Here is a 26,253-nt window from a genome sequence, read left to right as displayed (position 1 = left end):
CGCCAGTGGCGGGCCTGGAAACGGTGCTGGCTTCTGGCTCGGCCTCAGCCGCGCTTGTCGAGCACCTGGTCGATGAGGCCGTACTCCTTGGCCTCGTCGGGCGACAGCCACTTGTCGCGCTCCATGTCGGCGGCGATGCGCTCGATGGGCTGGCCGGTGCGGTCGGCGTAGATGCGGTTGAGCTGCTCGCGCGTCTTGATGATCTCGCGCGCCTGGATCTCGATGTCGGTGGCCTGGCCCTGCGCACCGCCCGAGGGCTGGTGGATCATCACGCGCGAATTCGGCAGCGCCGAACGCTTGCCCTTGGCGCCGGCCATCAGCAGGAAGCTGCCCATGCTGGCGGCCATGCCCATGCACAGCGTGCTCACATCGGGCTTGATGAAGTTCATCGTGTCGTAGATCGACAGGCCGGCGCTCACGCTGCCGCCGGGACTGTTGATGTAGAGAAAGATGTCCTTGTCGGGGTTCTCGCTCTCCAGGAACAGCATCTGCGCCACCACGAGGTTGGCCGTGGCGTCGTTCACCGGGCCCACCAGGAACACGATGCGCTCGCGCAGCAGGCGGCTGTAGATGTCGTAGGCGCGCTCGCCCCGGCCCGATTGCTCGATGACGATGGGCACCATGCCCAGGCCGACGGTGTCTTGAACGCTCATCAGGGCTTCCTCGATGTCTGGGATGTCAGGCTCAGTTCTGCTGAGTCATGAGTTCGTCGAACGGTAGCACCTTGTCGTTGACCTTGACCTGACCGAGCACGAACTCCGTCACGTTGTTCTCGATCACCACGGCTTCCACCTCGGCCATGCGCTGGCGGTCGCCCAGGTACCAGCGCATCACTTCGGCCGGCTTCTCGTAGCTCTGGCTCAGCTCTTCGATGTGCGCCTGCAGCTGCTCGGGCCTGGCCTGCAGCTTGTGCTGGCGCACGAGCTCAGAAACCACCAGGCCCAGACGCACGCGCCGCTCGGCCTGCGGCTTGAAGATGTCGGCGGGGATGTCCACGCTCTCGGCATCCTTCACGCCACGCTGCTTCAGGTCGGCGCGTGCGCCTTCGATCAGGCGCTGCGACTCGGCTTCGACCAGCGCCTTGGGCAGGTCGAGTTCGGCCGAGGCGGCCAGGGCGTCCATCACGGCCGCCTTGTTGCGGGCCAGCACGCGGAACTTGACCTCGCGCTCGAGGTTCTTCTTCACGTCGGCGCGCAGGCCTTCGACGGTGCCTTCCTTGATGCCCAGGCTCTTTGCGAGCGCTTCATCGACGGCCGGCAGATTCTGCGCTTCGATCTTGCCCACGGTGACCAGGAAGTCGGCTTCCTTGCCGGCGACATCGGCACCGTGGTAGTCGGCCGGGAACTGCAGCGGGAAGGTCTTGCTCTCGCCGACCTTCATGCCGCGCACGGCCTGGTCGAACTGCTCGAGCATCTGGCCTTCGCCGATGATGAACTGGAAGGCCTCGGCCTTGCCGCCCGAGAAGGGCTCGCCGTCGATCTTGCCTTCGAAATCGATGGTGACGCGGTCGCCTTCGATGGCGCCTTCGTCCTTGGCACGCAGGCCGAAGGTGCGGCGCTGCTTGCGCAGGATTTCCACCGTGCGGTCGATGGCGGCCTCGGTCACTTCGGTGCTGATGCGCTCGACTTCGGCCGTGCTCAGGTCGCCCAGCTTCACCTCCGGGTACACCTCGAAGGTGGCGTCGAAGGCCAGCGCGCCTTCGGGCGCCTGGTCCTTCTGGGTGATCTTGGGCATACCGGCCACACGCAGCTGGGCTTCGTTGACGGCGTCGTTGAAGCTCTGGCCCACGCGGTCGTTGACCACCTCGTACTGCACCTGGTAGCCATAGCGCTGGGCCACCACGCTCATCGGCACCTTGCCGGGGCGGAAGCCGTCGGCCTTGACGGTGCGCGAAAGCTTCTTCAGGCGCGACTCGACCTCGCCGTTGATGACCTCTGCCGGCAGCGTGAGGGTGATGCGGCGTTCGAGCTTCTCGAGGGTTTCGACTTGGACGGCCATGATGTCTCTGGGATGAAGGGCTGTGGATGCAGGGCTGGTGCGCGGGGCGGGACTCGAACCCGCACGCCCGTGAAGGCGTCAGGACCTAAACCTGGTGCGTCTACCAATTTCGCCACCCGCGCAGGTGGTGCCGGAAGGCGGCAAACCGGTGATTTTAGCCTGCCGCAGCCGCCTCCGTTTTGGGGGTGGTGCCGGGCGTCTCACGGCGCACGCGGAACCAGGCCGCGTACATGGCCGGCAGCGCCAGCAGCGTGAGCGCCGTGGCCACGATCAGCCCGCCCATGATGGCCACGGCCATCGGGCCCCAGAACACGCTGCGCGACAGCGGGATCATCGCCAGCACCGCTGCGGCCGCCGTCAGCACGATGGGGCGGAAGCGGCGCACCGCGGCCTCCACCACTGCCGTCCAGGCGGCCACGCCGCGCCGGCGGTCTTGCTCGATCTGGTCGATCAGGATCACCGAGTTGCGCATGATCATGCCCATCAGCGCGATCACGCCCAGCAGCGCCACGAAGCCGAAAGGCCGGTTCAGCAGCAGCAGCGCTGCGGCCACGCCGATGATGCCCAGCGGCCCGGTCAGGAACACCAGCATCGAGCGGCTGAAGCTCTGCAGTTGCAGCATCAGCAGCGTGAAGATGATGAACAGCATCACCGGCACGCCGGCGGCAATGGCGCCCTGCCCCTTGCTGCTTTCTTCCACCGCGCCGGCCACCTCGATGCCGTAGCCCGGCGGCATGGTGGAGGCAAGCTTCTGCAGTTCGGGCCACACCTGCGCGGTGACGGTCGGGCCCTGCACGCCTTCGACCACGTCACCCTGGATGGTGACGGCGAAATTGCGCCCCTCGCGCCACACCACGCCGGGCTCCCAGGTGAAATCGACCTTGGCCACCTGCATCAGCGGCACGGGGCGGCCGTTGCTGGTGGGCAGGTAGCCGTTGGACAGGTCGGTGATGGCATTGCGCTCATCGGCAGGCTGGCGCAGCACGATGTCGACCAGCTTGTCGCCTTCGCGGTACTGGCCCACGGTGCTGCCGCTCAGGGTGGTGCGCGAGGCCTGCGCGATGGCCTGGCTGGTGACGCCGAGCGCCCGCGCCTTGTCCTGGTCGATGTTGAGGCGCAGCACCTTGATCGACTCGTTCCAGTTGTCGTTGACGCCGCGCATGCTGGGGTTGGCGCGCAGCACTTCCTTGGCCTGGTCGGCCCAGAGCCGCACTTCCTTGGCATCGACACCCACCACGCGGAACTGCACCGGGTAGGGCACCGGCGGGCCGTTGGGCAGCAGCTTCACGCGCCCGCGCACTTCCGGAAACTCGGTCGCCAGCAGTTCGGGCAGGCGCAGGCGCAGCGCTTCACGCTCCTTCAGGTCTTTCGGCAACACGATGAACTGGCTGACGTTGCTCTGCGGGAACACCTGGTCCAGCGGCAGGTAGAAGCGCGGCACGCCGCTGCCCACCCAGGCCGTGACGCTGCTGACGCCCTTCTCCTGCAGCATGCGGGCCTCGAAACGCCGGGCCACGGCCTCGCTCGCCTGGATGGTGGAGCCCTCGGGCAACCACAGGTCGACCACGAGTTCGGGCCGGCTCGAATCGGGGAAGAACTGCTGCTGCACCTTGCCCATGCCGACGATGCCCAGCGCGAAGCTGGCCACCGTCAGGCCGATGGTAATCCAGCGGTGCTGCACGCACCAGTCGACCACACCGCGGAAGCGCGCATAGAACGGCGTGTCGTAGAGCTCGTCCTCGTGCGGCTGGCCTTCGGCATGCTTGCGCGTGCGCAGCAGCTTCCAGCCGAGGTAAGGCACGAAATACACCGACACCACCCACGAGATGATCAGCGCGGCAGAGGTAACGGCAAAGATCGCGAAGGTGTACTCGCCCGTCACGCTCTTGGCCATGCCGATGGGCAGGAAGCCCGCGGCCGTGATGAGCGTGCCGGTCAGCATGGGCATGGCCACCAGTTCATAGGTGAACGTTGCGGCGCGGGCGCGGTCGTAGCCCTCCTCCAGCTTCCGCACCATCATCTCCACGGCGATGATGGCGTCGTCCACCAGCAGGCCCAGGGCGATGATCAGGCTGCCCAGGCTGATCTTGTGCAGGCCCACGCCCCAATAGAACATGGTCACGAAGGTGATGGCCAGCACCAGCGGGATGGTGATGCCGACCACCAGACCCGGCCAGATGTCGATGCGCAGCGGCTTGGTGTGCAGGCCCAGGCTGATGAAGCTGACCGCCAGCACGATGACGACGGCCTCGATGAGCACGTTGACGAACTCACCCACCGAGCGTGTCACTGCCGCCGGCTGGTCTTGCACCTGGGCCACGGTGATGCCCACCGGCAGTTCCAGCTGCACACGGGCCACCGCTTTCTGCAGCGCCTCGCCCAGCGCAATGATGTCGCCACCCTTGGCCATCGAGACGCCCAGCGCGATGACCTCCTGCCCCTGGTGGCGCACCTTGGTGCTGGGCGGATCGACGTAGTCGCGCCGGATGTCGGCGATGTCGCCCAGGCGCAGCGTGCTGGCCGCGCCCGTGGCTGGGTTCACGCCGCGGATGGGAAAGCGGCGCAGTTCGTCGACGGTGTTGAACTGCCCACCCACGCGCACCTGCAGGTTCTCGCCGCCGGCGTTGAGCACGCCCGCACCTTCCACGGCGTTCTGCGCGCCGATCTGCGCGATGACCTGGCTGAAATCCAGGCCCAGCTGCGCGAGACGCTTCTGCGAGATCTCGATGAACACCTTCTCGGCCTGGGCGCCGAAGATCTCCACCTTGGCCACGTCGGGCACACGCAGCAGTTGCTGGCGCACGCGGTCGGCATAGACCCGCAGTTCCTCGCGGCTGAAGCCGTCGGCGCTGAGCGCGAAGATGGAGCCGTAGACATCGCCGAAGTCGTCGTTGAACACCGGCCCGATGACACCGGCCGGCAAGGTGTTGCGCATGTCGCCAACGCGCTTGCGGGCCTGGTACCAGCTGTCGGTTACCTCACCCGGCGGCGCCGAATCGCGCAACTGCAGGATGGTCAGCGACTCGCCCGGCTTGGTGTAGCTGCGCAGCTTGTCGGCATGTGGCACTTCCTGCAGGGTCTTCTCGATCTTGTCGGTGACCTGCTCGGCCATCTGCAGCGCGCTGGCGCCGGGCCAGAAGGCTTGCACCACCATCGCACGGAAGGTGAAGGGCGGGTCTTCGTCCTGCCCCAGCTGGAAATAGGCGGCAGTGCCCAGCGCGAGCAGCACCACCATCAGGTAGCGCGTCAGCGCCGGATGCTCCAGCGCCCAGCGAGAGATGTTGAAGCGGTGGCCGGAGGCCTGGCTGTCCGTGGCATTCATGAGCGGGCCTTGTCAGGGTCAGCGGCTGGCGGCGGCCGATGCCGGCACGGCGGCGGCATAGCGCTTGACCTTCTGGCCCGGCGTGAGCACGTGCACGCCGGCCGTCACCACCTGCTGGCCCGGTTGCAGGCCTGCGCCCACGATGACGGTGTTGCCATCGGCGCCCGCCACCACCACGGGCTGCAACTTGACCGTCATGCTCGCGGCATCCAGAAGCCACACGGCGGTCTGGCCCTGCTGTTGGAAGATGGCAGACAGCGGCAGCCGGGCGATGCCCTCGATGCGAGGCAGATCGGCCAGCACCGTGACGGTCTGGCCGAGCTGCAACTCGGCCTTGCCGACATCGGCCTTCACGAGGAAGGTGCGCGTGACGGTGTCGGCCGCAGCCGCCACCTCGCGCACGGTGGCTGGCAGCATGGTGCTGCTACCCCAGGGGCGCACCTTCAGCGCCCCGGCGCGGCCCGTCTTGGCACGCATGGCGGCCGCGCCGTCTTCGGGCACGGCGAACACCACGTCGCGAGGGCCGTCGTGGGCCAGGCGCAGCACCGGCGTGCCGGCCGCCAACACCGCGCCGGCCTCGGCTTCGGTGGCGGTGATCACGCCCGCCGCAGTGGCCACCAGCGCTGCGTAGCCGGCCTGGTTGCCTTGCACGCGCGCCTGCGCCTGCGCCTGCTCGAGCTGCGCCTTCTGGGCCTTGAACGTGGCCTCGCGGCGGTCCAGTTCCAGGCTGCTGATGAAGCCTTGCGCGCGCAGGTCCTGGTATCGCTTGAATTCGGCGGCGGCCAGGTCGAACTGCGTCTGCGCGGCTCGCACGGCCGCCGCGGCGGCCTCCTGCCCCAGCTTCAGGTCGGCCGCATCCAGTTGCGCCAGCACCTGACCGGCGCGAACGCGCTGGCCAACCTCGGCGCTGCGCGACACCATCTTGCCGCCCACCCGGAAGCCCAGACGCGACTCGGTACGCGCCCTCACCTCGGCGGCGTACTCGTGCACGCCGCCTGCGCTCTCGGCACTGATGGTCAAGGTGCGCACGGCGCGCACCGGCTCCGGCGCAGGCGCCGGGCGCGAGCAAGCGGCCAGGGCGACGGCGGCGAGGAACACGGCCACCGCAGCGCAGCTGCGTGAGAAGAAAACGGCTTGCATGCGATCGCCCCCGCCCCAGGCCGGGCCTGCTCAGGCACGCGACCAGATAGTTAATGACTGACTAGTCAGTACTGTAGTGGCGGCGCCGGGGCCCTGTCAATTGCAGCCGCCGTCCGCTTCGCGTCCCTTGAGGTTCCGGCAGCGCCGCCAGCCACGAACCACTGGCAGGCGAGAATCCGCTGGTGAGCGTCGATCATTACGAGAACTTCCCGGTGGCCTCGCTGCTGTGCCCGCCCGCCTTGCGGCCGGCGGTGGTGGCCATCTATCACTTTGCGCGCACGGCCGACGACATTGCTGACGAAGGCGATGCCCGCACGGCCGACCGCCTGGCTGATCTGGCCGCCTACCGGCAGGACCTGCAAGCCGCTCTGGCCGGACGGCCCCTGGCGGCGCGCTGGCGCCGCGTGTTCGAACCCCTGGCCGCGGCCGCGCAACAGTTCCGCTTGCCGGCCCAACCGCTGCACGACTTGCTCGACGCCTTCGAGCAGGACGTGCGCAACCCCGTCTACACGCACCGCGATGGCGTGCTCGACTACTGCCGCCGCTCGGCCAACCCCATCGGCCGGCTGCTGATGCACCTGTACGCGCTGCACGACGCGCGTTCGCTGCAGCAATCCGACGCCATCTGCACCGCGCTGCAGCTGATCAACTTCTGGCAGGACCTCAGCATCGACGGCCCGCGCGGCCGCTGCTATGTGCCCGAGGCCGAGATGCAGCACCACCGCGTGGCACGCGAAGAGCTGCTCACCGCCACCGACAGTGCCCGCGCCCGCGTGCTGGTCGCCGCGCTGTGCAGCTGGTCGCGCACGCTGATGCTGCAGGGCGCACCGCTGGCCTTGCGCGTGCCCGGCCGTGCCGGCTGGGAGCTGCGCCTGGTGGTGCAAGGCGGGCTGCGCATCCTGGAGAAAATCGAGACGATGAGATACGCCGCTCTCGCGCACCGCCCGACGCTGGGCGCGCTCGACCTGCCCGTGCTGCTGTGGCGCGCCTGGCGCATGCCGGCCCAGCTGCGCTGAGCGCCCTGCCATGACCCCGCAACAGTACGTGCAGGACAAGGCCGCGAAGAGCGGTTCGTCGTTCTACTACGCCTTTCTCTTCCTGCCGCCGCCACGCCGCGCGGCCATCACGGCCTTCTACGCCTTCTGCCGCGAAGTGGACGACGTCGTCGACGAGGTCAGCGACCCCGGCGTCGCGGCCACCAAGCTGGCCTGGTGGCGCAAGGAGGTGGCCGCTGCCTACGGCGGCACGCCCACGCACCCGGTGATGCAGGCGCTGATGCCGCTGGCAGCCGAGTTCGGCATCACGGCCGAGCACCTGCAGGCCGTGATCGAAGGCTGCCAGACCGACCTCGAGCAGACCCGCTTTCTCGACTACCCCGGCCTGCAACGCTATTGCCACCTGGTGGCCGGCGTCGTGGGCGAGGTGGCGGCCAACATCTTTGGTCGGCGCGAAGCGGCCACGGTGCAGTATGCGCACCGCCTGGGCCTGGCGATGCAGCTCACGAACATCATCCGCGACGTCGGCGACGACGCGCGCCGCGGCCGCATCTACCTGCCCGTGAACGAGCTGCAGCAGTTCGGCGTGAAGGCCAGCGAACTGCTGCAACGTGAAGCCCCCTGGGGCTACAGCGATCGCTTCACGGCCTTGATGCAGTTCCAGGCCGCGCGCGCACACGCCACCTACGACGAAGCGCTGGCCCTGCTGCCCGAGGCCGACCGCCAGGCGCAGAAGCCTGGGTTGATGATGGCCAACATCTACCGCACGCTGCTGCGCGAGATCGAGGCCCAGGGCTTCCAGGTGCTGCACCAGCGCACCTCGCTGACGCCGCTGCGCAAGCTGTGGATCGCCGCGCGCACGCACCTGCGCGGGCGCTAGGCACAGGCCGCGCGCGATGAAGATCGCCGTCATCGGCGCCGGCTGGGCCGGCCTGGCCGCGGCCCAGCGGGCCACCGAGACCGGACACGCCGTCACCGTCTTCGAGATGGCCTCGCAAGCCGGCGGACGCGCGCGTGAACTGCAGATCGAAGGCCTGGCGCTGGACAACGGCCAGCACATCCTGATCGGCGCCTACCGCGAGACGCTGGCGCTCATGCGCAGGCTGGGCGTGGATGTCGACGCCGCCTTCGACCGCCGCCCGTTGGAACTGCGCTACCCGGATGGCCGCGGCCTGCGCCTGCCACCCGGACCCGCTGCCCTGGTCTTCGGCCTCGGGGTGCTGAGAGCACGCGGCTGGAACCTGCGCGACAAGCTGGCCCTGCTGCGTGCTGCAGCAGGCTGGGCGCTGGCGGGCTTTCGCTGCGCGCCGGGCACGAGCGTCGACACCCTTTGCCGCGGCCTGCCACCCGCGGTGCGCGAACTGATGATCGACCCGCTGTGCGTGGCGGCGCTGAACACGCCCGCCGAGCAGGCCGACGCCGGGGTGCTGCTGCGCGTGTTGAAAGACGCGCTCTTCGGGGGCGCCGGCGGTGCCGACCTGCTGCTGCCGCGTCGCTCGCTCGGGGCGCTGCTGCCCGCACCTGCAACGGCCTGGCTGCAGGCCCGTGGCGCGGACCTGCGTCTGGGCACGCGGGTGCAGCAGCTGCAGCCCGCAGGCGGCAGCGGCTGGCTCGTCGACGGTGTGGCTTTCGATGCCGTGGTGCTGGCCTGCAGCGCGGCCGAGGCGGCGCGGCTGGCCCTGCCCTTCGCGCAAGCCTGGGCGACCCAGGCCCAAGCGCTGCGCTACGAGCCCATCGTCACGGTCTACCTGCAGGCACCCGGTGCGCGCCTGGCCGCGCCCATGATGGCGCTGGTGGAAGGGCCGGCGGCGCCGGCGCAGTTCGCTTTCGACCACGGCGCGATGGGCGCGACACCGGGTGTCTTCGCTTTTGTGGTCAGCGGCGCCCAGGCCTGGGTGGAAAGGGGCCTGGAAGCCACGTCCGCGGCGGTGATGGCGCAGGCCACGCAGGCCTTTCCCGCCGGCACCTGGCCCCAGGCGCCCACGCTGCTGCGCTGCGTGGCCGAGAAGCGTGCCACCTTCCGCTGCGTGCCAGGGCTGGAACGGCCGCCATCGGCCATCGCGCCCGGGCTCTCGGCCGCCGGTGACTACGTGGCCGGCCCCTACCCGGCCACGCTGGAAGGCGCGGTGCGCGCAGGGCTAGCGGCAGCCGACGAGGCGGCGCTGGCCGGCGGCGCCGGACGCAACGGCTGAAGGGCCGGCGCCGGCGACGGCGCTGACGGCCCACGGGGCGCTTGCGGCACCGGCCCTGGGGACCGGGGCGAGAACGGTGCCGCCAGCGGCTCGCCGATGAACAGGCTCTGTTGCGGCCAGGCCACGCTCTTCCAGTAGGCCTCGATCGCGGTGGCGCCCTGGGCGTAGTGACCCAGCAGCACCTGCGGGTGCGGGAACTTCTGCAGGTGGTTGCAGGGTTCGCTGACGCTGCCGTGGCTGGCCGTGGCACCGGAAGCGATCCAGTCCAGCGCCGTGCCCTGCCCATGCGTACCCAGCAGGTCGCCGCCGTAGGAGGTCAGGTGGTCGCCCAGGCCGCCCGGCACCCAGTCGGGCGACGGCACCACCGGGGCCTGCACGCTGCCGGTGATGGCCACCAGCACACGCCGGGCCTGGGGCAGTTCAGACGCAGGCCGCCACTGCACGTCCACCCCCACGCTGCGACGCAGGCCAGGCGGCGGGTAGAGCACGGTGCGCACGCGCCGGGGCGCGTCGTCGGTGAGCAGCATCTGCGCCGTCACCGGGGGCCGGCCGCGCAAGGCCAGTTGCCCGTCACTCGCCACGCCGCGGTCGATCATCGCGATCGCCGCCGGCACGCTGGGTGCTGCCAGCAGCATCGCCGGCCGCAGGCCGAGCGCGGCCTGCGGCCGGTGCGTGGCGTGGTTGAAGTAGCGCGACACGCGCGACACGCCGCAACTGTTGCGGCACAGCGCGCCGTCGTAGCCCAGGGTCAGGGCGCCAGTGAGCGCGTTGCAGCCCACCGCATAGGGTGCGTTCCAGGCCAGCGCCAAGGCCTGCGTTTCAGGACCGAAGTGCCGTTGAATGGCCTGCACCAGCCCATTGAACTCGCCTTCGTCCAGCACCGGTCGCACCGGCAAGCGCAGGCGCAGCACCTGCTTCGGGCTGAGCCCCCGGGCCGCGATGTAGTGCGCCCCCACCGCCACCGAAGCCGGGTCGTCGAGGTTGATCACCAGCCCGAGGTCAGCAGCTTGCAGGCGCCCGGCCAGCCGCGGCACCTGCACGGCCGGCGGCAGGGGCGCCGCCGCTGACGCTGGTCTCGCCGCACCCGCTGACGCCGAAGCTACCTGCGCCCCTGCAGGCGCCGCCGCCCCAAGCGCAAGCAGCGCCAGCATGCCGGCGGCAAGCTTCCGGTATGCAATCCATCGTTCCGCGATGCAAAATCTCACCGTGTTCCCGGAGGCCTTCACCCCATGACCAGCAAAGAACCGCTCAAGCCGACCATCCAGGTGCTCGAACGCAGCTTCGCGCTGCTGGAAATGCTGGCCGCGCAACCCGAGCCGGTGTCGCTGAAGGAGGTGAGCGAACGCACGGGCCTGCACCCCAGCACGGCCCACCGCATCCTCAACGACTTGGCCATCGGCCGCTTCGTCGACCGCCCGGCTGCCGGCACCTACCGCCTGGGCATGCGGCTGCTGGAGCTGGGCAACCTCGTGAAGGCGCGCCTGGACGTGCGCGAGGCCGCCATGGGCCCGATGCGCGAACTTCACAAGGTGACGCACCAGCCGGTGAACCTCTCGATGCGCCAGGGCGACGAGATCGTCTACATCGAGCGCACCTACAGCGAACGTTCGGGCATGCAGGTGGTGCGCGCGATCGGCGGCCACGCGCCGCTGCACCTCACGTCCGTGGGCAAGCTGTTCCTGGCGCATGAAGACCCGGCGCGTGTGCGCGCCTACGCCACGCGCACGGGGCTGACAGGCCACACGCGCAACAGCATCACCGACCTGGCCCGGCTGGAGCGTGAACTGGCGGCCGTGCGCAGCACTGGCGTGGCGCGCGACGACGAAGAACTGGAACTGGGAGTTCGTTGCATGGCCGCGGGCGTGTTCGACGACCAGGGCAAGCTGCTGGCCGGGCTGTCGATCTCAGCCCCGGCCGACCGGCTGGAAGAGAGCTGGCTCGAGCGCGTGAAGGGCACCGCGGCGCAGATCTCGCTGGCGCTCGGTTACCGCGGCTGATCTGCCGGCACGGCAGGTGCCCCCGGCAGCGACACCGGCGACACCGAAGGCCCCAGCAGCGTCTTCTCGGTGGGCGCCGGTGCCAAAGCCGGCCGCGCGGGCAGCGGAGCGGCCACGGCCGACGGCACGAAGGGCGCGCTGGCCAACCACTTGCGGATGCGCTCGGCGTCGCCCATGCGCGAGTACTTCCCGGCCGAATCGAGCAGCACCATGATGAGCTTGCGCCCGGCCAGCTGCGTCTGCATCACCAGGCAACGCCCGGCGGCGGCGATGTAGCCGGTCTTCTGCAGACCGATCTCCCATTCGGGGTTGCGCACCAGGCCGTTGGTGTTGCGGAACTGGACCTGCCGCGAACCCACGGGCACCGAAGCCTCGAGCGAGGTGGACAGGTCGGCGATCACCGGGTGGGCCGAGGCAGCGCGCACCAGGCGCGTGAGATCGGCAGCGCTGCTCTGGTTGTCGGACGACAGGCCGGTGGGCTCAACGAAACGGGTACCGCTCATGCCCAGCAGCTGGGCCTTGGCGTTCATGGCGGCGACAAAAGTGCGGATGCCGCCCGGGTAGGTGCGGCCGAGCACGTGCGCGGCACGGTTTTCAGAAGCCATCAACGCCAGGTGCAGCATTTCGCCGCGGTTGAGCTGCGTGGCCACGCGCAGGCGCGAGGTGCTGCCTGCAGTGGCGTCCACGTCGTCTTGCGTGACGACGAGCATCTCGTCCAGCGGCAGAGCGGCTTCGGTCACCACCAGCGCGGTCATGAGCTTGGTGATGGAGGCGATCGGCAACACCGCCTCGGGGTTCTTGCTGAACAGCACCTCGTCGGTGTCCTGGTCGACCACCAGCGCCACGCTGCTCTTCAGGTCGAGTGCGTCTTCCGCCTTCTGCAGACCGAACTGGTGCCCGAAAGAGGCGCTGACCGGCTCAGCGCGCACCACGCGCTTGCGGCTGGCACTGGCGACCTTGGCCTTGCGAACCGGCGCTTTGGCCACGCGAGCCGGGCCCTGTTTGCCAGCCTGGGCCTTGGCGGCAGGCTTGGCCGCCGGTGCGCTCTTGGAGGACGTGGCTTTGCCGTTCTTCGCGCCGGTGTTGCTTTGCGCCTGGGCTCCCGAACCGGCACCCAGCACGAAAGCCAGGACCGACATCGCGAGCCACGACCGCCCCCCAACAAGTTTCTTTTGCACCGCGCACCCCGCCGACTGAACTGTTGCAAGTGTAGGCCGAGGGAAAAACACAGGCAAGATCAATCGCTTGCGAGTTTTTCCTCAAGTGCCCTCTCGGTGCAGAAGACCGCGCCTTCAGCCTTGCGCAGCCACCCGGTCCGCCGCGCTGTGCAACTTGTTCAGCGCCGACAGGTAGGCCTTGGCCGAAGCCACCACGATGTCCGGGTCTGCACCCACCCCGTTCACCACGCGGCCGCCGTGCTGCAGGCGCACGGTGACCTCGCCCTGCGATTCTGTGCTGCCCGAGGTGATCGCGTTCACCGAGTAGAGCATCATTTCCGCGCCACTCTTCACCTTGGACTCGATGGCCTTCAGGCTGGCGTCCACCGGCCCGTTGCCATCGCTGTCGGCATGGTGCTCCACGCCGCCGGCCGAGAAGCTCACCTTTGCGTGCGGCCTCTCGCCCATCTCCGAGTGCTGTGCCAGGGATAGAAGGCGGTAGTGCTCCTGCTCGGCGGTGACGCTCTCGTCGCTGACCAAGGCGATGATGTCCTCGTCGAAGATCTCGCTCTTGCGGTCGGCCAGGTCCTTGAAGCGCGCGAAGGCGGCGTTGATCTCGCTTTCGCTGTCCATCTGCACACCCAGTTCCTGCAGGCGCTGCTTGAAGGCGTTGCGGCCGCTGAGCTTGCCCAGCACGATCTTGTTGGCGGCCCAGCCCACGTCTTCGGCGCGCATGATCTCGTAGGTGTCGCGCGCCTTGAGCACGCCGTCCTGGTGGATGCCGCTGGCGTGCGCAAAGGCGTTTGCGCCCACCACCGCCTTGTTCGGCTGCACGACGAAGCCCGTGGTCTGGCTCACCATGCGGCTGGCCGGCACGATCTGCGTGGTGTCGATGCCCAGATCCAGCCCGAAGTAGTCGCGCCGCGTGCGCACGGCCATCACGATCTCTTCCAGGCTGCAGTTGCCGGCGCGCTCGCCCAGGCCGTTGATGGTGCACTCCACCTGGCGCGCGCCGCCGATCTTCACGCCGGCCAGCGAGTTGGCCACCGCCATGCCCAGGTCGTTGTGGCAGTGCACGCTCCAGATCGCCTTGTCGCTGTTGGGCACACGCTCGCGCAGGCGGCGGATGAAGTCGCCGTACAGCTCGGGCACGGCGTAGCCCACGGTGTCGGGAATGTTCAGCGTGGTCGCGCCTTCGTCGATCACGGCCTCGAGCACGCGGCAGAGGAAATCGAAGTCGCTGCGGTAGCCGTCTTCGGGGCTGAACTCGATGTCGCCGCAGAGGTTGCGCGCGAAGCGCACCGACAGGCGCGCCTGCTCCAGCACCTGCTCGCGCGTCATGCGCAGCTTCTTCTCCATGTGCAGCTCGCTGGTGGCGATGAAGGTGTGGATGCGCGAACGCGCCGCGCCCTTCAGCGCCTCGGCGGCACGGCCGATGTCGCGGTCGTTGGCGCGCGCCAGGCTGCAAACCGTGCTCTCCTTGATGGCGTCGGCGATGCTCTTCACGGCCTCGAAATCGCCGTTGCTGGAAGCGGCGAAGCCCGCCTCGATCACGTCCACCCGCAGTCGCTCGAGCTGGCGCGCGATGCGCAGCTTCTCGTCACGCGTCATCGAGGCGCCGGGGGACTGTTCGCCGTCGCGCAAGGTGGTGTCGAAGATGATGAGCTTGTCGGTCATGGTGGTGCCTGTGCGGTTGGGGTTCGCAAGCAGCTGAGATAAGAAAAACGGCCCGCTGCTTGCGCTGGCGGGCCGTTGATCGGAAATGTTCAGACGTGAACGATCAGCGCACCCGCGGGGCTCCTAGCAGGACTAGCAGGGCGAAGGCGTTGAACGATGGCATGACTGGAATGTAGCACGCAGCCCCGGCCGCGGCGGCGCGGGAAATGCGGGGGTTCACTGGTGCAGACCTTTTTCGTCCGGGTCGTCGGTGGAGGTGGCGATCACGCTCACCGGCCGGCCCTTCATGCGACGCCAGACATAGACGCCGTAACCCGAGACGCCGTAGATGCAGAACAGCGCGAACAGCGCCAGCGGCGGGTTCTGGCTGATCAGCGCAATGGCCAGCGCGATGGCCATGATGCTGGCGAAGGGCACCGTCTGCTTCGCGCCCATCACCTTGAAGCTGTAGAAGGGCACGTTCGTGACCATCGTCAGGCCGGCGTAGAGCGTCACGGCGAAGGCCGTCCAGGCCAGCCATTCGATCTGCGCCACGTTCTTGAAGCCGGCGTCGTCCATCACCCAGATCAGACCCATCACCAAGGCCGCCGCCGCGGGGCTGGGCAGTCCCTGGAAGAAGCGCTTGTCGACGATGCCGATGTTGGTGTTGAAGCGCGCCAGCCTCAGCGCTGCGCCAGCGATGTAGACGAAGGCTGGCAGCCAACCCCAGCGCCCCAGGCCCTGCAGGGCCCATTCGTAGACGATGAGCGCCGGTGCGGCACCGAAGCCCACCATGTCGCACAGGCTGTCCATCTGCTCGCCGAAGGCACTCTGCGAATTGGTCATGCGTGCGACGCGGCCGTCCAGCGCGTCGAGCACGGCGGCGCAGAAGATGCCGATAGCCGCCAGCTCGAAGCGGCCGTTCATCGCCATCACGATGCCGTAGAAGCTGGCGAACAAGGCCGCCAGCGTGACGGCGTTGGGCAGCATGTAGATGCCCTTGCGCCGCGGGCGCGGCACTTCGGCCGGGGTCTCGGGCGGGCGGCTTTCTTCACTCATAGGCGGCGGAGGATAACGCAGCCCTCCAAAGCAAAAGGCCGCCTTGCGGCGGCCTTCAAGCCCAGGGTGCAGGGCCTCAGTTGCGGCTCTTGTCGACCAGCTTGTTGGCCTTGATCCACGGCATCATCGCGCGCAGCTTCTCGCCCACCACTTCGATGCTGTGCTCGCTGGTCAGGCGGCGGCGGCTGATCAGCGTCGGCGCACCGGCCTTGTTCTCGAGGATGAAGCTCTTGGCGTACTCGCCCGTCTGGATGTCCTTCAGGCACTGGCGCATCGCGTTCTTGGTGGCTTCGGTGACGATGCGCGGCCCCGTCACGTACTCACCGTACTCGGCGTTGTTGCTGATGCTGTAGTTCATGTTGGCGATGCCGCCCTCGTAGATGAGGTCGACGATGAGCTTCAGCTCGTGCAGGCACTCGAAGTAGGCCATCTCCGGCGCGTAGCCGGCTTCCACCAGGGTCTCGTAGCCGGCCTTGATCAGTTCCACCGTGCCGCCGCACAGCACGGCCTGCTCGCCGAAGAGGTCGGTCTCGGTCTCTTCGCGGAAGTTGGTCTCGATGATGCCGGCCTTGCCGCCGCCGTTGGCCGCGGCGTAGCTCAGCGCCAGGTCGCGCGCCTTGCCGCTCTTGTCGGCGTGCACGGCGATCAGGTGCGGCACACCGCCGCCTTGCGTGTAGGTGCCGCGCACGGTGTGGCCCGGGGCCTTGGGCGCCACCATCCACACGTCGAGGTCGTCACGCGGCACGACCTGACCGTAGTGCACGTTGAAGCCGTGCGCGAAGGCCAGGCTGGCGCCCTGCTTGATGTTGGGCTCGATGTCGTTCTTGTAGACGGCGGCAATCTGCTCGTCGGGCAGCAGGATCATCACGACGTCGGCGGCCTTCACGGCCTCGGCCACCTCGGCCACCTTCAGGCCGGCCTTCTCCACCTTGGCCCAGCTGGCGCCGCCCTTGCGCAGGCCCACGGTGACCTTGCAGCCGCTGTCATTGAGGTTCTGCGCGTGGGCATGACCCTGCGAACCGTAGCCGATGATGGTGACGTTCTTGCCCTTGATGAGGCTGAGGTCGGCGTCCTTGTCGTAATAGACCTTCATGGGTTCTCTCCGTAAAAACTGGTGATGAATGGGGGCGCCGTTCAGACGCGAAGGATGCGTTCGCCGCGGCCGATGCCGCTGGCACCGGTGCGCACGGTCTCGAGGATGGCGGCACGGTCGATGGCCACCAGGAAGGCGTCGAGCTTGCTGCTGTCGCCGGTGAGCTCGATGGTGTAGCTCTTCTCGGTGACGTCGATGATGCGGCCGCGGAAGATCTCGGCCATGCGCTTCATCTCCTCGCGCTCCTTGCCGACCGCGCGCACCTTGATCAGCATGAGCTCGCGCTCGGTGAAGCTGCCCTCGGTGAGGTCGACCACCTTCACCACCTCGATGAGGCGGTTCAGGTGCTTGGTGATCTGCTCGATGACCTCGTCGCTGCCGGTGGTGACGATGGTCATGCGCGAGAGGCTGGCGTCTTCGGTGGGGGCCACCGTCAGGCTCTCGATGTTGTAGCCGCGCGCCGAGAACAAGGCGACGACACGCGACAAGGCGCCGGGCTCGTTCTCGAGCAGCACCGCGATGATGTGTTTCATGGTCTTTCGTCCTGCGCGCTCTTCACGCGCCGGGGCGGTAACCCCGGCGGCTTGGCCACGCGTTGCGAGTTGAGGAAAAGGTGTCTGGCTTCCGAAGCTCTGGGGCCGCTGCGGCGGTGCTGCGGCCTCGGCGCGGTAACGCCGGGGCCCTGCACCGCCTTCACGGCTTCAGAGGTCTTCGGAGCCCAGCAGCATTTCGCTGATGCCCTTGCCGGCCTGCACCATCGGCCAGACGTTTTCGGTGGGATCGGTGCGGATGTCCAGGAACACCGTGCGGTCCTTCAGCGCGATGGCCTCGCGCAGCGCGCCTTCCACGTCCGACGGCTTCTCCACCAGCAGGCCCACGTGGCCGTAAGCCTCGGCGAGCTTCACGAAGTCGGGCAACGCGTCCATGTAGCTGTGCGAGTAGCGACCGCCGTAGTCCAGCTGCTGCCACTGACGCACCATGCCCAGGTAGCGGTTGTTCAGCGACACCACCTTCACCGGCGTGTTGTACTGCTTGCAGGTGGACAGCTCCTGGATGCACATCTGGATGCTGCCTTCGCCCGTGATGCAGAACACATCGCTCTCGGGCTTGGCCAGCTTGATGCCCATGGCGTAGGGCAGGCCCACGCCCATGGTGCCCAGGCCGCCGCTGTTGATCCAGCGGCGCGGCTCTTCGAATCGGTAGAACTGCGCGGCCCACATCTGGTGCTGGCCCACGTCGCTGGTGATGTAGGCGTCGCGGTCCTTGGTCAGTTCCCAGAGCTTTTCCACCACCATCTGCGGCTTGATGACCTCGGTGCTGTGCTTGTAGGCCAGGCACTCGCGGCGGCGCCACTCGTTGATCTGCTTCCACCAGCTGGCCAAGGCGCCGGCGTCGGGCCGGGTCTGCGCCTCGCGGATCTGCGAGATCAGCTCGATCAGCACTTCCTTCACGTCGCCGACGATGGGAATGTCGACCTTCACGCGCTTGCTGATGCTGCTGGGGTCGATGTCGACGTGGATGATCTTGCGCTCCACCGAAGCGAAATGCTTGGGGTTGCCGATCACGCGGTCGTCGAAGCGTGCGCCCACGGCCAGCAGGACGTCGCAGTTCTGCATCGTCATGTTGGCCTCGTAAGTGCCGTGCATGCCGAGCATGCCGAGGAACTTGGGGTCGCTGTGCGCGATGGCGCCCAGGCCCATCAGCGTGTTGGTGCAGGGGAAGCCCAGCATGTCGGCCAGCTGGCGCAACTCGGCCGTGGCGTTGCCCAGGATCACGCCGCCGCCGGTGTAGATGTAGGGCCGCTTGGCCTGCAGCAGCAGCTGCACGGCCTTGCGGATCTGCCCGCCGTGGCCCTTCTTCACCGGGTTGTAGCTGCGCATCTCCACCGTCTCGGGGTAGTGGAAGGCGCAGGTCTTGAGCGACACGTCTTTCGGGATGTCCACCACCACCGGGCCGGGGCGGCCGGTGCGGGCGATGTGGAAAGCCTTCTTCAGCGTCAGCGCCAGGTCGCGCACGTCCTTCACGAGGAAGTTGTGCTTGACGATGGGGCGCGTGATGCCGACGGTGTCGCACTCCTGGAAGGCGTCCAGGCCGATGGCCGGCGTGGGCACCTGACCGGTGATGATCACCATCGGGATGCTGTCCATGTAGGCCGTGGCGATGCCGGTGATGGCGTTCGTCACGCCCGGACCGGACGTCACCAGCGCGACGCCCACCTCGCCCGTGGCACGGGCGTAGCCGTCGGCCGCGTGGATGGCGGCCTGTTCGTGGCGCACCAGCACGTGCTCGATGGTTTCTTGCTTGTAGAGCGCGTCGTAGATGTAGAGCACCGCACCGCCGGGGTAGCCCCAGAGGTACTTCACCTGTTCGGCCTGCAGGCAGCGAACCAGGATCTCGGAGCCGTTGGGCTCGGTGGTGGCGACAGGGGAAGATGCAGAAGAGGTGCGACCGTCGACGGTCGCAGCACGCTTGACATCCGCGGCAGACATTTCCATTTAGAACCTCTGAGGTTTTCTCTGACGAAAATCCATCGGTGCGCCTCCTGCGAGCCCTTGTGAGGCCGATTCGGCACCTGCGCGGTCGAAAACCGCCGTCGGGGTTTGACGGCCGGGCTTAGGACCCAAAAGAACGTTGTGCGAAGCCCCTCATTATGCACCGCCGACACTGGCGCTTGCCTGACGGCGCCGTGCGCAGCGCGCCTGGGCAGGGCACGGCCATAATCCGGCCGCCCTGCACTGGGGCGCTCTGCTGCAACGCGTTGGCCACCGACAAAGAACTGTCAGACTTCCTCAAGAGCATCGAGAAGCGGGCCTTCAAGCGGGCCGCCTATGCGGTGCGCAATGACGAAGCGGCCCTGGACATCGTGCAGGACGCGATGATCCGCCTGGCCGAGAAATACGCCGACCGACCGGCCGCTGAACTGCCGCTGGTGTTCCAACGCATCCTGTCCAACGCCACGATGGACTGGTTCCGCCGCGAAAAGGTGCGCGGCGCGGTGATGCAGAACCTGTCCGAGTTCGAGGGAACGGGCGACGATGCAGGCGACTTCGACCTGCTCGAGACCCTCTACGCACTGGAGGACACCCTGGGCACTGAAAGCGCTGCCGACGCCGTTTCTCGCAGCCAAGTGCTGAAACTGATCGACGAACAGGTGGCCGAGCTCCCGGCGCGTCAACGCGAAGCCTTCCTGCTTCGTTACTGGGAGGAGTTTGATGTCAGCGAAACGGCCGCCGTGATGGGTTGCTCGGAGGGCAGTGTCAAGACACACTGCTCCCGGGCCGTTCATGCATTGGCTAAGGCCCTCAAAAGCAAGGGAGTGTCCTCATGATCCGCAGCCGCTACGGCACCCACACGCCCGCCATCGAGGCGCGCCTGGGCGCGCGGCTGGCCACCGGCCTCAGCATGGGCGCTGACGGCACGTCGCACGAGGTCAGCGAGCGACTGCGGGTGGCGCGCGAACAGGCCCTGGCGCGTGCCCGCCTGTCGCGCCAGCCCCTTGCATCGCCTGGGCACGTGGTGCTGGGCACCGGCCGTTCTGCCGCGCTGGCCGGCTTCGCGCCGTGGCGAGAGCGGCTGGCGCTGGCACTGCCGCTGCTGCTGATGGTGGCCGGCCTCGTGGCCATCGAGCAGTGGACGGCTCGCGAGCGCATGCTGGCAGCGGCTGACATCGACGCCCAGCTGCTCACCGACAGCCTCCCGCCAACGGCTTACTCCGACCCCGGCTTTGCCGAATACCTGCGCACGGCGCCATCGCAATGACCGTGAGCGCCGGACTGCGGTGCCTGTTGCTGTTGGCAGCCCTGCTGCTGGGCGGGGGCGGGGCGTCCGCCGAGTCGGGCCCGGCCTGGGCCGCATTGACGCCCCAACAGCAGCAGGTGCTGTCGCCGCTGAAGAAAGATTGGGCGCAGATAGAGGCCCACCGGCGCCTCAAGTGGCTGGAAGTCGCAGCCCGCTACCCGAAACTGCCGGCGGGCGAGCAGCAACGCCTGCAGGCGCGCATGACCGAATGGGCGCGCATGACGCCTGCGCAGCGCAGCACGGCACGCCAGCAGTTCCAGGAAGTGCGCAACCTGCCCGATGAAGAGCGGCAGGCGCGCTGGGCCGCCTACCAGGCGCTGGCGCCAGAAGAACGCGCCCGCCTGGCGCAGAACGCCAAACCGGCGGTGCGCGGTGCTGCAGCCGCGGAAACCGCGGCCAGCGCCACGCCGAGCGCGGCCGGAACCGCCAAGCGCAACATCGTGCGCGCGCCCGCACCGGCCCCCACCAAGACCGTGACACCGGGCGTGCAGCAGGCGCGGCCGGGCGCGACCACGACGCCCATCACCACGCGCGCGGCACCGCCGCCGCACCACCAACCCGGGCTGCCGAAGATCGCCGCCACGCCGGGCTTTGTCGACCGCGCCACGCTGCTGCCGCAACGCGGGCCGCAGGGCGCCGCAGTCAGGGCAGCCGCGGCTTCGTCCCCGGACAAGAACGAGACCCCATGAATTTCCCTGAGGTGCCACCGGCGGACACGCCGGCGCCGCGCCTGCGCCAGCGCATGGCATGTTTTCTGTACGAAGGCGTGCTGCTGTTCGGCGTCGTGATGATCGCCGGCCTGTTCTACGGCATCGTCACGCGGCAGACGCATGCGCTGGTCGGCACCGCCGGCCTGCGTGCCTTCCTCTTCGCAGTGCTGGGCGTCTACTTCGTGTACTTCTGGTGGCGCAGCGGCCAGACCCTGGCCATGCAAACCTGGCACATCCGCCTCGTCACGCGCGACGGTCAGCCCGTGCGCCCCTTGCGGGCCCTGTGCCGCTACCTGCTGGCCTGGCTGTGGTTCCTGCCGGCACTGGCCGCCGTGTGGCTCAGCGGTCTGACGGGCAGCGGCGTGACTTTCGGTGCGCTGAGCGCCGGCGTCATCGCCTACGCCGGCCTGGTGTGGCTGCATCCGCAGCGCCAGTTCTTCCACGATGCGGTCTGCGGCACGCGGCTGATAAGCTGGAAGCTGCCGCCCCGCAAGGCCCGCGGCAAGACCACCGCTCCCAATTCCTGAAACGGCCGCCCCTGCGCGGCATGCCACCGATGCCCGCCACGCCGCCCAACTCCGCCCCCTTCAGCGTCACCGTCTATTGCGGTGCCCGCCATGGCGCGCAGCCGGCCTACACCGCCGCAGCGCGGGCCCTCGGGCGGGCCATCGGAGAACGCGGCTGGCAGCTCGTCTACGGCGGCGGCAAGGTCGGCCTGATGGGCGAGGTGGCCGATGCCACGCTGGCCGCTGGCGGCCGCGTGGTGGGCATCATCCCCGCGACCCTGAAGCAGATGGAGGTGGGCCACGAAGGCCTGCACGAACTGCACGTGGTGCCCACCATGCACGTGCGCAAGCAGATGATGGCCGAGCGCGCCGATGTGTTCATCGCGCTGCCTGGCGGCATCGGCACGCTGGAGGAACTGTACGAGGTGTGGACCTGGAGGCAGCTGAAGTACCACGACCAGCCCATCGGGCTGCTGAACGTGGCGGGCTACTACGACGACCTGCTGCGCTTCATGGCACACAGCGTCTCGGAAGGTTTCCTGTCGGCGCCGCAGAACGCCGTGCTGGAGGTGGGCACCGACCCGGTGGCCCTGATGCTGCGCCTGGCTGAGCAGGCGCGCGCCGCGACCGGCCCCGACGACTACACGCGCATCTGAGCGCGGACGGGGCCTGCGGGCTTCAGATGGCCGCCTCGTCGGCCTCGCCGGTGCGGATGCGCACCACCTGCTCCACCGGCGTGACGAAGATCTTCCCGTCGCCAATCTTGCCCGTCTTCGCGGCCTTCACGATGGCCTCGATGCAGCGCTCGACGTCGGCATCCTTCACCACCACCTCCACCTTCACCTTGGGCAGGAAGTCGACCACGTACTCGGCACCGCGGTAGAGCTCGGTGTGGCCCTTCTGGCGACCGAAGCCCTTGACCTCGGTGACGGTCAGGCCCGAGACGCCCACATCGCCCAGCGCCTCACGCACCTCTTCGAGCTTGAAGGGCTTGATGACGGCGGTGATCTGCTTCATGGGTTGGCTCCGAAAGTGCGGTGAGGTTGCGTTGATTTAAGCACGGAACTTCGAGGTGATGGGGTAGCGCCAATCCCGCCCGAAGGCCCGATGGGTGATGCGGATACCCACGGGCGCCTGCCGCCTTTTGTACTCGTTGAACTTGATCAGGCGTGTGACACGTTCGACGTCGGCCCTTGCGTAGCCGGCAGCCACGATCTCCTCGATGCCCTGGTCTTCCTCCATGTAGCGCGCGAGGATGGCGTCGAGCACCTCGTAAGGCGGCAGGCTGTCCTGGTCGGTCTGGTTGGGCCGCAGTTCGGCCGAGGGCGCGCGGGTCAGGATGCGCTCGGGAATCACGGGCCCCACACTGCCATCGGCGCGGCGGGTGGGCTGGCGGTTCTTCCACTCGCACAGCCGGTAGACCAGGGTCTTGGCCACATCCTTGATCACCGCGAAACCGCCGGCCATGTCGCCATACAGCGTGCAGTACCCCGTGGCCATCTCGCTCTTGTTGCCGGTGGTCAGCACGATGTGGCCGAGCTTGTTCGACAGCGCCATCAACAGCGTGCCGCGAATGCGCGCCTGCAGGTTCTCTTCGGTCGTGTCTTCGGCGCGACCCTCGAACTGCGGCGCCAGCGCACTGCGGAAGGCCTCGAACATCGGCTCGATGGCAATCTCGTCATAGCGCACGCCCAGGCGCTCGGCCATGTCGCGCGCGTCGATCCAGGAGATGTCGGCCGTGTAGGGCGAGGGCATCATCACCGTGCGCACCTTGTCGGCACCGATGGCGTCCACCGCCAGGGCCAGCACCAGGGCCGAATCGACGCCGCCCGACAAGCCGATGATGGCGCCCGGGAAGCCGTTCTTGCCCAGGTAATCGCGCACGCCCGTCACCAACGCGGCCCAGGCCTGGGCTTCGATTTCGGGCACAGGGGCGATGTCACCGCGCGGCGTGCCATCGGCGGCGATGTCCAGCATCAGCAGCGCGGGCTCGAAAGCCGGCGCGCGTGCGGTCACCCCGCCGGTGGCGCTCAGCGCGAACGAGGCGCCGTCGAAGACCACCTCGTCCTGCCCGCCTACCAGGTGGGCGTAGAGCAAAGGCAGGCCGACGGCCCGCGCACGTTCGGCCATGCGGGCCTCGCGCTCGCCGGCTTTGTCGAGGTGGAAGGGCGAGGCGTTCAGCACACACAGCAGCTGCGCCCCAGCGGCGGCGGCGGCCGCTGCGGGTTCCTCGAACCACGCGTCTTCGCAGATCAGCAGGCCGATGCGCAAACCGCCAATGTCCAGCACCAGCGGGTCCTGGCCGTGGTCGCGGCCCGAGGCGAAGTAGCGGCGCTCGTCGAAGACCTGGTAATTCGGCAGTTCGCGCTTGCAGTAGGTGCCGAGCACGCGGCCCCCTGCCAGCACCGAGGCTGCATTGAAGCGCTGCTGCACCGCGTGGGACTTCGACCTAACATCGCCGCGCAGGCCGAACTGGTGCGGGTGGCCCACCACGAGGTGCAGGCCCTCGCAATCGGCCAACTCAGCGGCCAGCGCGGCCAGCGTGTCGGCGCAGGCCTGCATGAAGGCCGGGCGCAACAGCAGGTCTTCGGGCGGGTAGCCGGTCAGGGCCAGTTCGGGGGCCAGCACCAGTTGTGCGCCCTGGGCATAGGCCTGGCGGGCGGAGGCGGCCAGCAGGCGGGCGTTGCCGGCGAGGTCGCCCACGGTGGCGTTGATCTGTGCCAGGGCCGCTTTCAGCATGTCTTTTTCACGTCCTTGAGCCCTGCGTCTTGAACACCTGATCGGCCCTGAATGTCGCAGCACACCAGCATCGAAAAAGATTATGTCATCCGGGTTCACAGCGATCCCTCGGCGCTGGATGCCCCTGCCTGGAACTCGCTGCTGGCCGCGCAGGCCGCGCCCACACCCTTCATGCGGCACGAGTACCTGGCTGCAATGCACAACTCGGCCAGTGCCGTGCCCGACACCGGCTGGGCCCCGCAGTTCATCACGCTGGAGCTGGATGGCGAACTGCAGGCTGCCACGGCGCTGTACCTGAAGAGCCATTCCTACGGCGAGTACGTCTTCGACTGGGCCTGGGCCGACGCCTACCGCCGCCACGGCCTGCGCTACTACCCCAAGCTGCTGGGCGCGGTGCCCTTCACGCCCGTGCCCGGCACGCGGCTGCTGGCGCGCGACGCGGCCGCCCGCACGGCACTGGTGGCGGCCATCGGGCAGTTCGCACGCGAAGCGCGGCTGTCATCGGCCCACATGCTCTTCGGCGACGAGGCCGACCGGCAAGCCTTCGCCGAAGCCGGCTGGATGCTGCGCGCCGGCGTGCAGTTCCACTGGACGCAGGACGAAGCCGCACCGGCGGCCGACTTCACCGAACTGCTGGCGCGTTTGCAGCGCGACAAGCGCAAGAAGATCCAGCAGGAGCGCCGGCGCGTGGCCGAGCAGGGCATCACCTTCACCACGCACGAAGGCGCAGCCATCACCGAGGCGCTGTGGGACTTCTTCTACCGCTGCTACACCCTCACCTACCAGGCGCACCACAGCACGCCCTACCTGACGCGCGAGTTCTTCGCGCTGATGTCGGCGCAGATGCCGCAGCACTGGGTGATGTTCGTGGCGCGCCGTGAGGGCGAACCCATCGCGGCCTCGCTCATCGCGGTGGACGCAGAGCGCCGTGCGGCCTGGGGCCGCTACTGGGGCTGCACCGAGCCGGTGAACTGCCTGCACTTCGAGGCCTGCTACTACCAGCCGCTGGCCTGGTGCCTGGCCCACGGCTACCGGCGTTTCGAGGGTGGCGCCCAAGGCGAGCACAAGATGGCGCGCGGGCTGCTGCCGGTGGCAACAGGCTCGGCGCACTGGCTGCGTGACGAACGCTTCGCCGCCGCCGTGCAAGATTTCCTGGCCCAGGAGGGCCAGGGCATAGCGCAGTACGTGGATGAACTGCGTGAGCACACGCCGTTCAAGACGCCGCCGGTGCCTGAGGCCTGAACAACAGGCCCGCGCGCCCCGGCGGGCGCCGACTCGGGATTCAGCCCGGGTGCTTCTCGCTGTAGTTCTTGATGCCTTGCGTGATTTCGGTGCGCGCGGCGTCGGCATCGGCCCAGCCCACCACCTTCACCCACTTGCCGGGCTCCAGATCCTTGTAGTGCTCGAAGAAGTGCTGGATGCTCTTCAGCAGCAGTTCCGGCAGGTCTTCGCTCTTCTTGATGTGGGCGTAGGAGGGCAGCAGCTTCTCGGTGGGCACCGCGATCAGCTTGTTGTCGCCACCGGCTTCGTCGTCCATGCGCAGCATGCCCAGCGCACGGCACTTCACCACCGAGCCCGGCAACAGCGGCAGCGGCGTGACCACCAGCACGTCCACCGGGTCGCCGTCGTCGGCCAGCGTGCGCGGCACGTAGCCGTAGTTGCACGGGTAGTGCATGGCGGTGCTCATGAAGCGGTCGACAAACAGTGCGCCGGTGTCATGGTCGACCTCGTACTTCACGGGGTCGGCGTTCATCGCGATCTCGATGATGACGTTGAACTCTTGGGGCGCCTTCGCGCCGGGGGGAACGTTGAGCAGGCTCATGGCGTGTTTTCTCGTGGCAAGGCTTCAGGACAACCGCAGATTCTAGGTCCGCGACTTGCCGGCCCCTGA

24 protein-coding genes and 1 tRNA gene are annotated in these 26,253 nt (G+C 68.3%); 10 read left to right on the top strand and 15 right to left on the bottom strand.

Features of this window, described 5'->3' with window-relative positions; translation table 11 throughout:
- Positions 1-44 precede the first annotated feature (44 nt).
- The 5 genes from clpP to EOE66_RS15030 form a co-directional block, all read right to left on the bottom strand.
- Positions 45-653 carry an ATP-dependent Clp endopeptidase proteolytic subunit ClpP gene (gene clpP, locus EOE66_RS15050; protein ID WP_054137422.1) on the bottom strand — a complete coding sequence of 203 codons (609 nt, stop codon included), beginning with the start codon at positions 651-653 and terminating at the stop codon, positions 45-47.
- 31 nt (positions 654-684) lie between these two features.
- Positions 685-1,998, bottom strand: a complete 1,314-nt coding sequence (tig, locus tag EOE66_RS15045) for a trigger factor (protein ID WP_128229530.1) — start codon at positions 1,996-1,998, stop codon at positions 685-687.
- A 35-nt stretch (positions 1,999-2,033) separates the two neighbouring features.
- Positions 2,034-2,120, bottom strand: a tRNA-Leu gene (locus EOE66_RS15040).
- A 32-nt stretch (positions 2,121-2,152) separates the two neighbouring features.
- The gene (locus EOE66_RS15035; RefSeq protein WP_128229529.1) at positions 2,153-5,320 is read right to left on the bottom strand and encodes an efflux RND transporter permease subunit; all 3,168 of its coding nucleotides are present in this window, start codon (positions 5,318-5,320) and stop codon (positions 2,153-2,155) included.
- Between the two features lie 18 nt (positions 5,321-5,338).
- Positions 5,339-6,460 carry an efflux RND transporter periplasmic adaptor subunit gene (locus tag EOE66_RS15030; protein ID WP_128229528.1) on the bottom strand — a complete coding sequence of 374 codons (1,122 nt, stop codon included), beginning with the start codon at positions 6,458-6,460 and terminating at the stop codon, positions 5,339-5,341.
- A gap of 182 nt (positions 6,461-6,642) precedes the next feature.
- Here EOE66_RS15030 and hpnC point away from each other — a divergent pair, with 182 nt between their 5' ends.
- The 3 genes from hpnC to hpnE are packed head-to-tail and all read left to right on the top strand — an operon-like array spanning position 6,643 to position 9,647.
- Positions 6,643-7,476, top strand: coding sequence for a squalene synthase HpnC (gene hpnC / locus EOE66_RS15025; protein ID WP_128229527.1), 834 nt, complete (start codon positions 6,643-6,645; stop codon positions 7,474-7,476).
- A 10-nt stretch (positions 7,477-7,486) separates the two neighbouring features.
- Positions 7,487-8,335 carry a presqualene diphosphate synthase HpnD gene (gene hpnD / locus EOE66_RS15020; RefSeq protein WP_128229526.1) on the top strand — a complete coding sequence of 283 codons (849 nt, stop codon included), beginning with the start codon at positions 7,487-7,489 and terminating at the stop codon, positions 8,333-8,335.
- A 16-nt stretch (positions 8,336-8,351) separates the two neighbouring features.
- The gene (gene hpnE, locus EOE66_RS15015; RefSeq protein WP_128229525.1) at positions 8,352-9,647 is read left to right on the top strand and encodes a hydroxysqualene dehydroxylase HpnE; all 1,296 of its coding nucleotides are present in this window, start codon (positions 8,352-8,354) and stop codon (positions 9,645-9,647) included.
- Here the strand turns inward: hpnE and EOE66_RS15010 are convergent.
- Positions 9,557-10,687: a TIGR03790 family protein gene (locus EOE66_RS15010; protein WP_245479051.1), complete on the bottom strand. Its 1,131-nt coding sequence runs from the start codon at positions 10,685-10,687 to the stop codon at positions 9,557-9,559. The two genes, hpnE and EOE66_RS15010, sit on opposite strands and share 91 nt — an antisense overlap.
- 189 nt (positions 10,688-10,876) lie before the next feature.
- Between EOE66_RS15010 and EOE66_RS15005 the strand changes: the two genes are divergently transcribed.
- Positions 10,877-11,644: an IclR family transcriptional regulator gene (locus EOE66_RS15005; RefSeq protein ID WP_054137429.1), complete on the top strand. Its 768-nt coding sequence runs from the start codon at positions 10,877-10,879 to the stop codon at positions 11,642-11,644.
- Here the strand turns inward: EOE66_RS15005 and pbpG are convergent.
- The 6 genes from pbpG to EOE66_RS14975 form a co-directional block, all read right to left on the bottom strand.
- On the bottom strand, positions 11,632-12,783 hold the full coding sequence (gene pbpG / locus EOE66_RS15000; protein ID WP_128229523.1) for a D-alanyl-D-alanine endopeptidase: 1,152 nt from the start codon (positions 12,781-12,783) through the stop codon (positions 11,632-11,634). The two genes, EOE66_RS15005 and pbpG, sit on opposite strands and share 13 nt — an antisense overlap.
- 153 nt (positions 12,784-12,936) lie before the next feature.
- A complete protein-coding gene (locus EOE66_RS14995) occupies positions 12,937-14,478 on the bottom strand; it encodes a 2-isopropylmalate synthase (protein ID WP_128229522.1) in 1,542 nt (513 codons plus the stop codon).
- Positions 14,479-14,694: 216 nt separating this feature from the next.
- Positions 14,695-15,516 carry a CDP-alcohol phosphatidyltransferase family protein gene (locus EOE66_RS14990; protein WP_128229521.1) on the bottom strand — a complete coding sequence of 274 codons (822 nt, stop codon included), beginning with the start codon at positions 15,514-15,516 and terminating at the stop codon, positions 14,695-14,697.
- 76 nt (positions 15,517-15,592) lie between these two features.
- Entirely contained in the window at positions 15,593-16,609 is a 1,017-nt protein-coding gene (gene ilvC / locus EOE66_RS14985; protein WP_128229520.1) for a ketol-acid reductoisomerase, read from the bottom strand.
- A 41-nt stretch (positions 16,610-16,650) separates the two neighbouring features.
- A complete protein-coding gene (ilvN, locus tag EOE66_RS14980) occupies positions 16,651-17,142 on the bottom strand; it encodes an acetolactate synthase small subunit (RefSeq protein ID WP_054137433.1) in 492 nt (163 codons plus the stop codon).
- Between the two features lie 168 nt (positions 17,143-17,310).
- Positions 17,311-19,104 (bottom strand): acetolactate synthase 3 catalytic subunit, encoded by a 1,794-nt coding sequence (locus EOE66_RS14975; protein WP_128229519.1) that lies wholly within the window; start codon positions 19,102-19,104, stop codon positions 17,311-17,313.
- A gap of 263 nt (positions 19,105-19,367) precedes the next feature.
- Here EOE66_RS14975 and EOE66_RS14970 point away from each other — a divergent pair, with 263 nt between their 5' ends.
- From EOE66_RS14970 to EOE66_RS14950, 5 genes are read left to right on the top strand one after another with little or no spacing between them, the layout of a single operon-like run.
- Positions 19,368-19,937, top strand: a complete 570-nt coding sequence (locus EOE66_RS14970) for an RNA polymerase sigma factor (RefSeq protein ID WP_128229518.1) — start codon at positions 19,368-19,370, stop codon at positions 19,935-19,937.
- Entirely contained in the window at positions 19,934-20,368 is a 435-nt protein-coding gene (locus EOE66_RS14965) for a DUF3619 family protein (RefSeq protein WP_128229517.1), read from the top strand. The genes EOE66_RS14970 and EOE66_RS14965 overlap by 4 nt, the downstream gene beginning before the upstream one ends.
- Positions 20,369-20,370: 2 nt before the next feature.
- Positions 20,371-21,096 (top strand): DUF3106 domain-containing protein, encoded by a 726-nt coding sequence (locus tag EOE66_RS14960; RefSeq protein WP_164885120.1) that lies wholly within the window; start codon positions 20,371-20,373, stop codon positions 21,094-21,096.
- Positions 21,093-21,644, top strand: a complete 552-nt coding sequence (locus tag EOE66_RS14955; RefSeq protein WP_128229515.1) for an RDD family protein — start codon at positions 21,093-21,095, stop codon at positions 21,642-21,644. Before EOE66_RS14960 ends, EOE66_RS14955 begins: the two co-directional genes overlap by 4 nt.
- A 29-nt stretch (positions 21,645-21,673) precedes the next feature.
- Positions 21,674-22,279, top strand: coding sequence for an LOG family protein (locus tag EOE66_RS14950; protein ID WP_375137480.1), 606 nt, complete (start codon positions 21,674-21,676; stop codon positions 22,277-22,279).
- 22 nt (positions 22,280-22,301) lie between these two features.
- Here the strand turns inward: EOE66_RS14950 and EOE66_RS14945 are convergent, their stop codons facing one another.
- A complete protein-coding gene (locus tag EOE66_RS14945; protein WP_054137440.1) occupies positions 22,302-22,640 on the bottom strand; it encodes a P-II family nitrogen regulator in 339 nt (112 codons plus the stop codon).
- 36 nt (positions 22,641-22,676) lie between these two features.
- Positions 22,677-24,362 (bottom strand): NAD+ synthase, encoded by a 1,686-nt coding sequence (locus tag EOE66_RS14940; protein ID WP_128229513.1) that lies wholly within the window; start codon positions 24,360-24,362, stop codon positions 22,677-22,679.
- Positions 24,363-24,413: 51 nt separating this feature from the next.
- Here EOE66_RS14940 and EOE66_RS14935 point away from each other — a divergent pair, with 51 nt between their 5' ends.
- Positions 24,414-25,604, top strand: coding sequence for a GNAT family N-acetyltransferase (locus EOE66_RS14935; protein ID WP_128229512.1), 1,191 nt, complete (start codon positions 24,414-24,416; stop codon positions 25,602-25,604).
- A gap of 40 nt (positions 25,605-25,644) precedes the next feature.
- On the opposite strand, the gene ppa is transcribed toward EOE66_RS14935, so the two are convergent.
- Positions 25,645-26,184 (bottom strand): inorganic diphosphatase, encoded by a 540-nt coding sequence (ppa, locus tag EOE66_RS14930; protein ID WP_128229511.1) that lies wholly within the window; start codon positions 26,182-26,184, stop codon positions 25,645-25,647.
- Positions 26,185-26,253: the final 69 nt, after the last annotated feature.

The organism is Rubrivivax rivuli (assembly GCF_004016505.1).
Taxonomy (GTDB): domain Bacteria; phylum Pseudomonadota; class Gammaproteobacteria; order Burkholderiales; family Burkholderiaceae_C; genus Rubrivivax; species Rubrivivax rivuli.
Note: the sequence above shows the minus strand (reverse complement) of the source record. Positions and strands in the feature narration are given on the sequence as shown.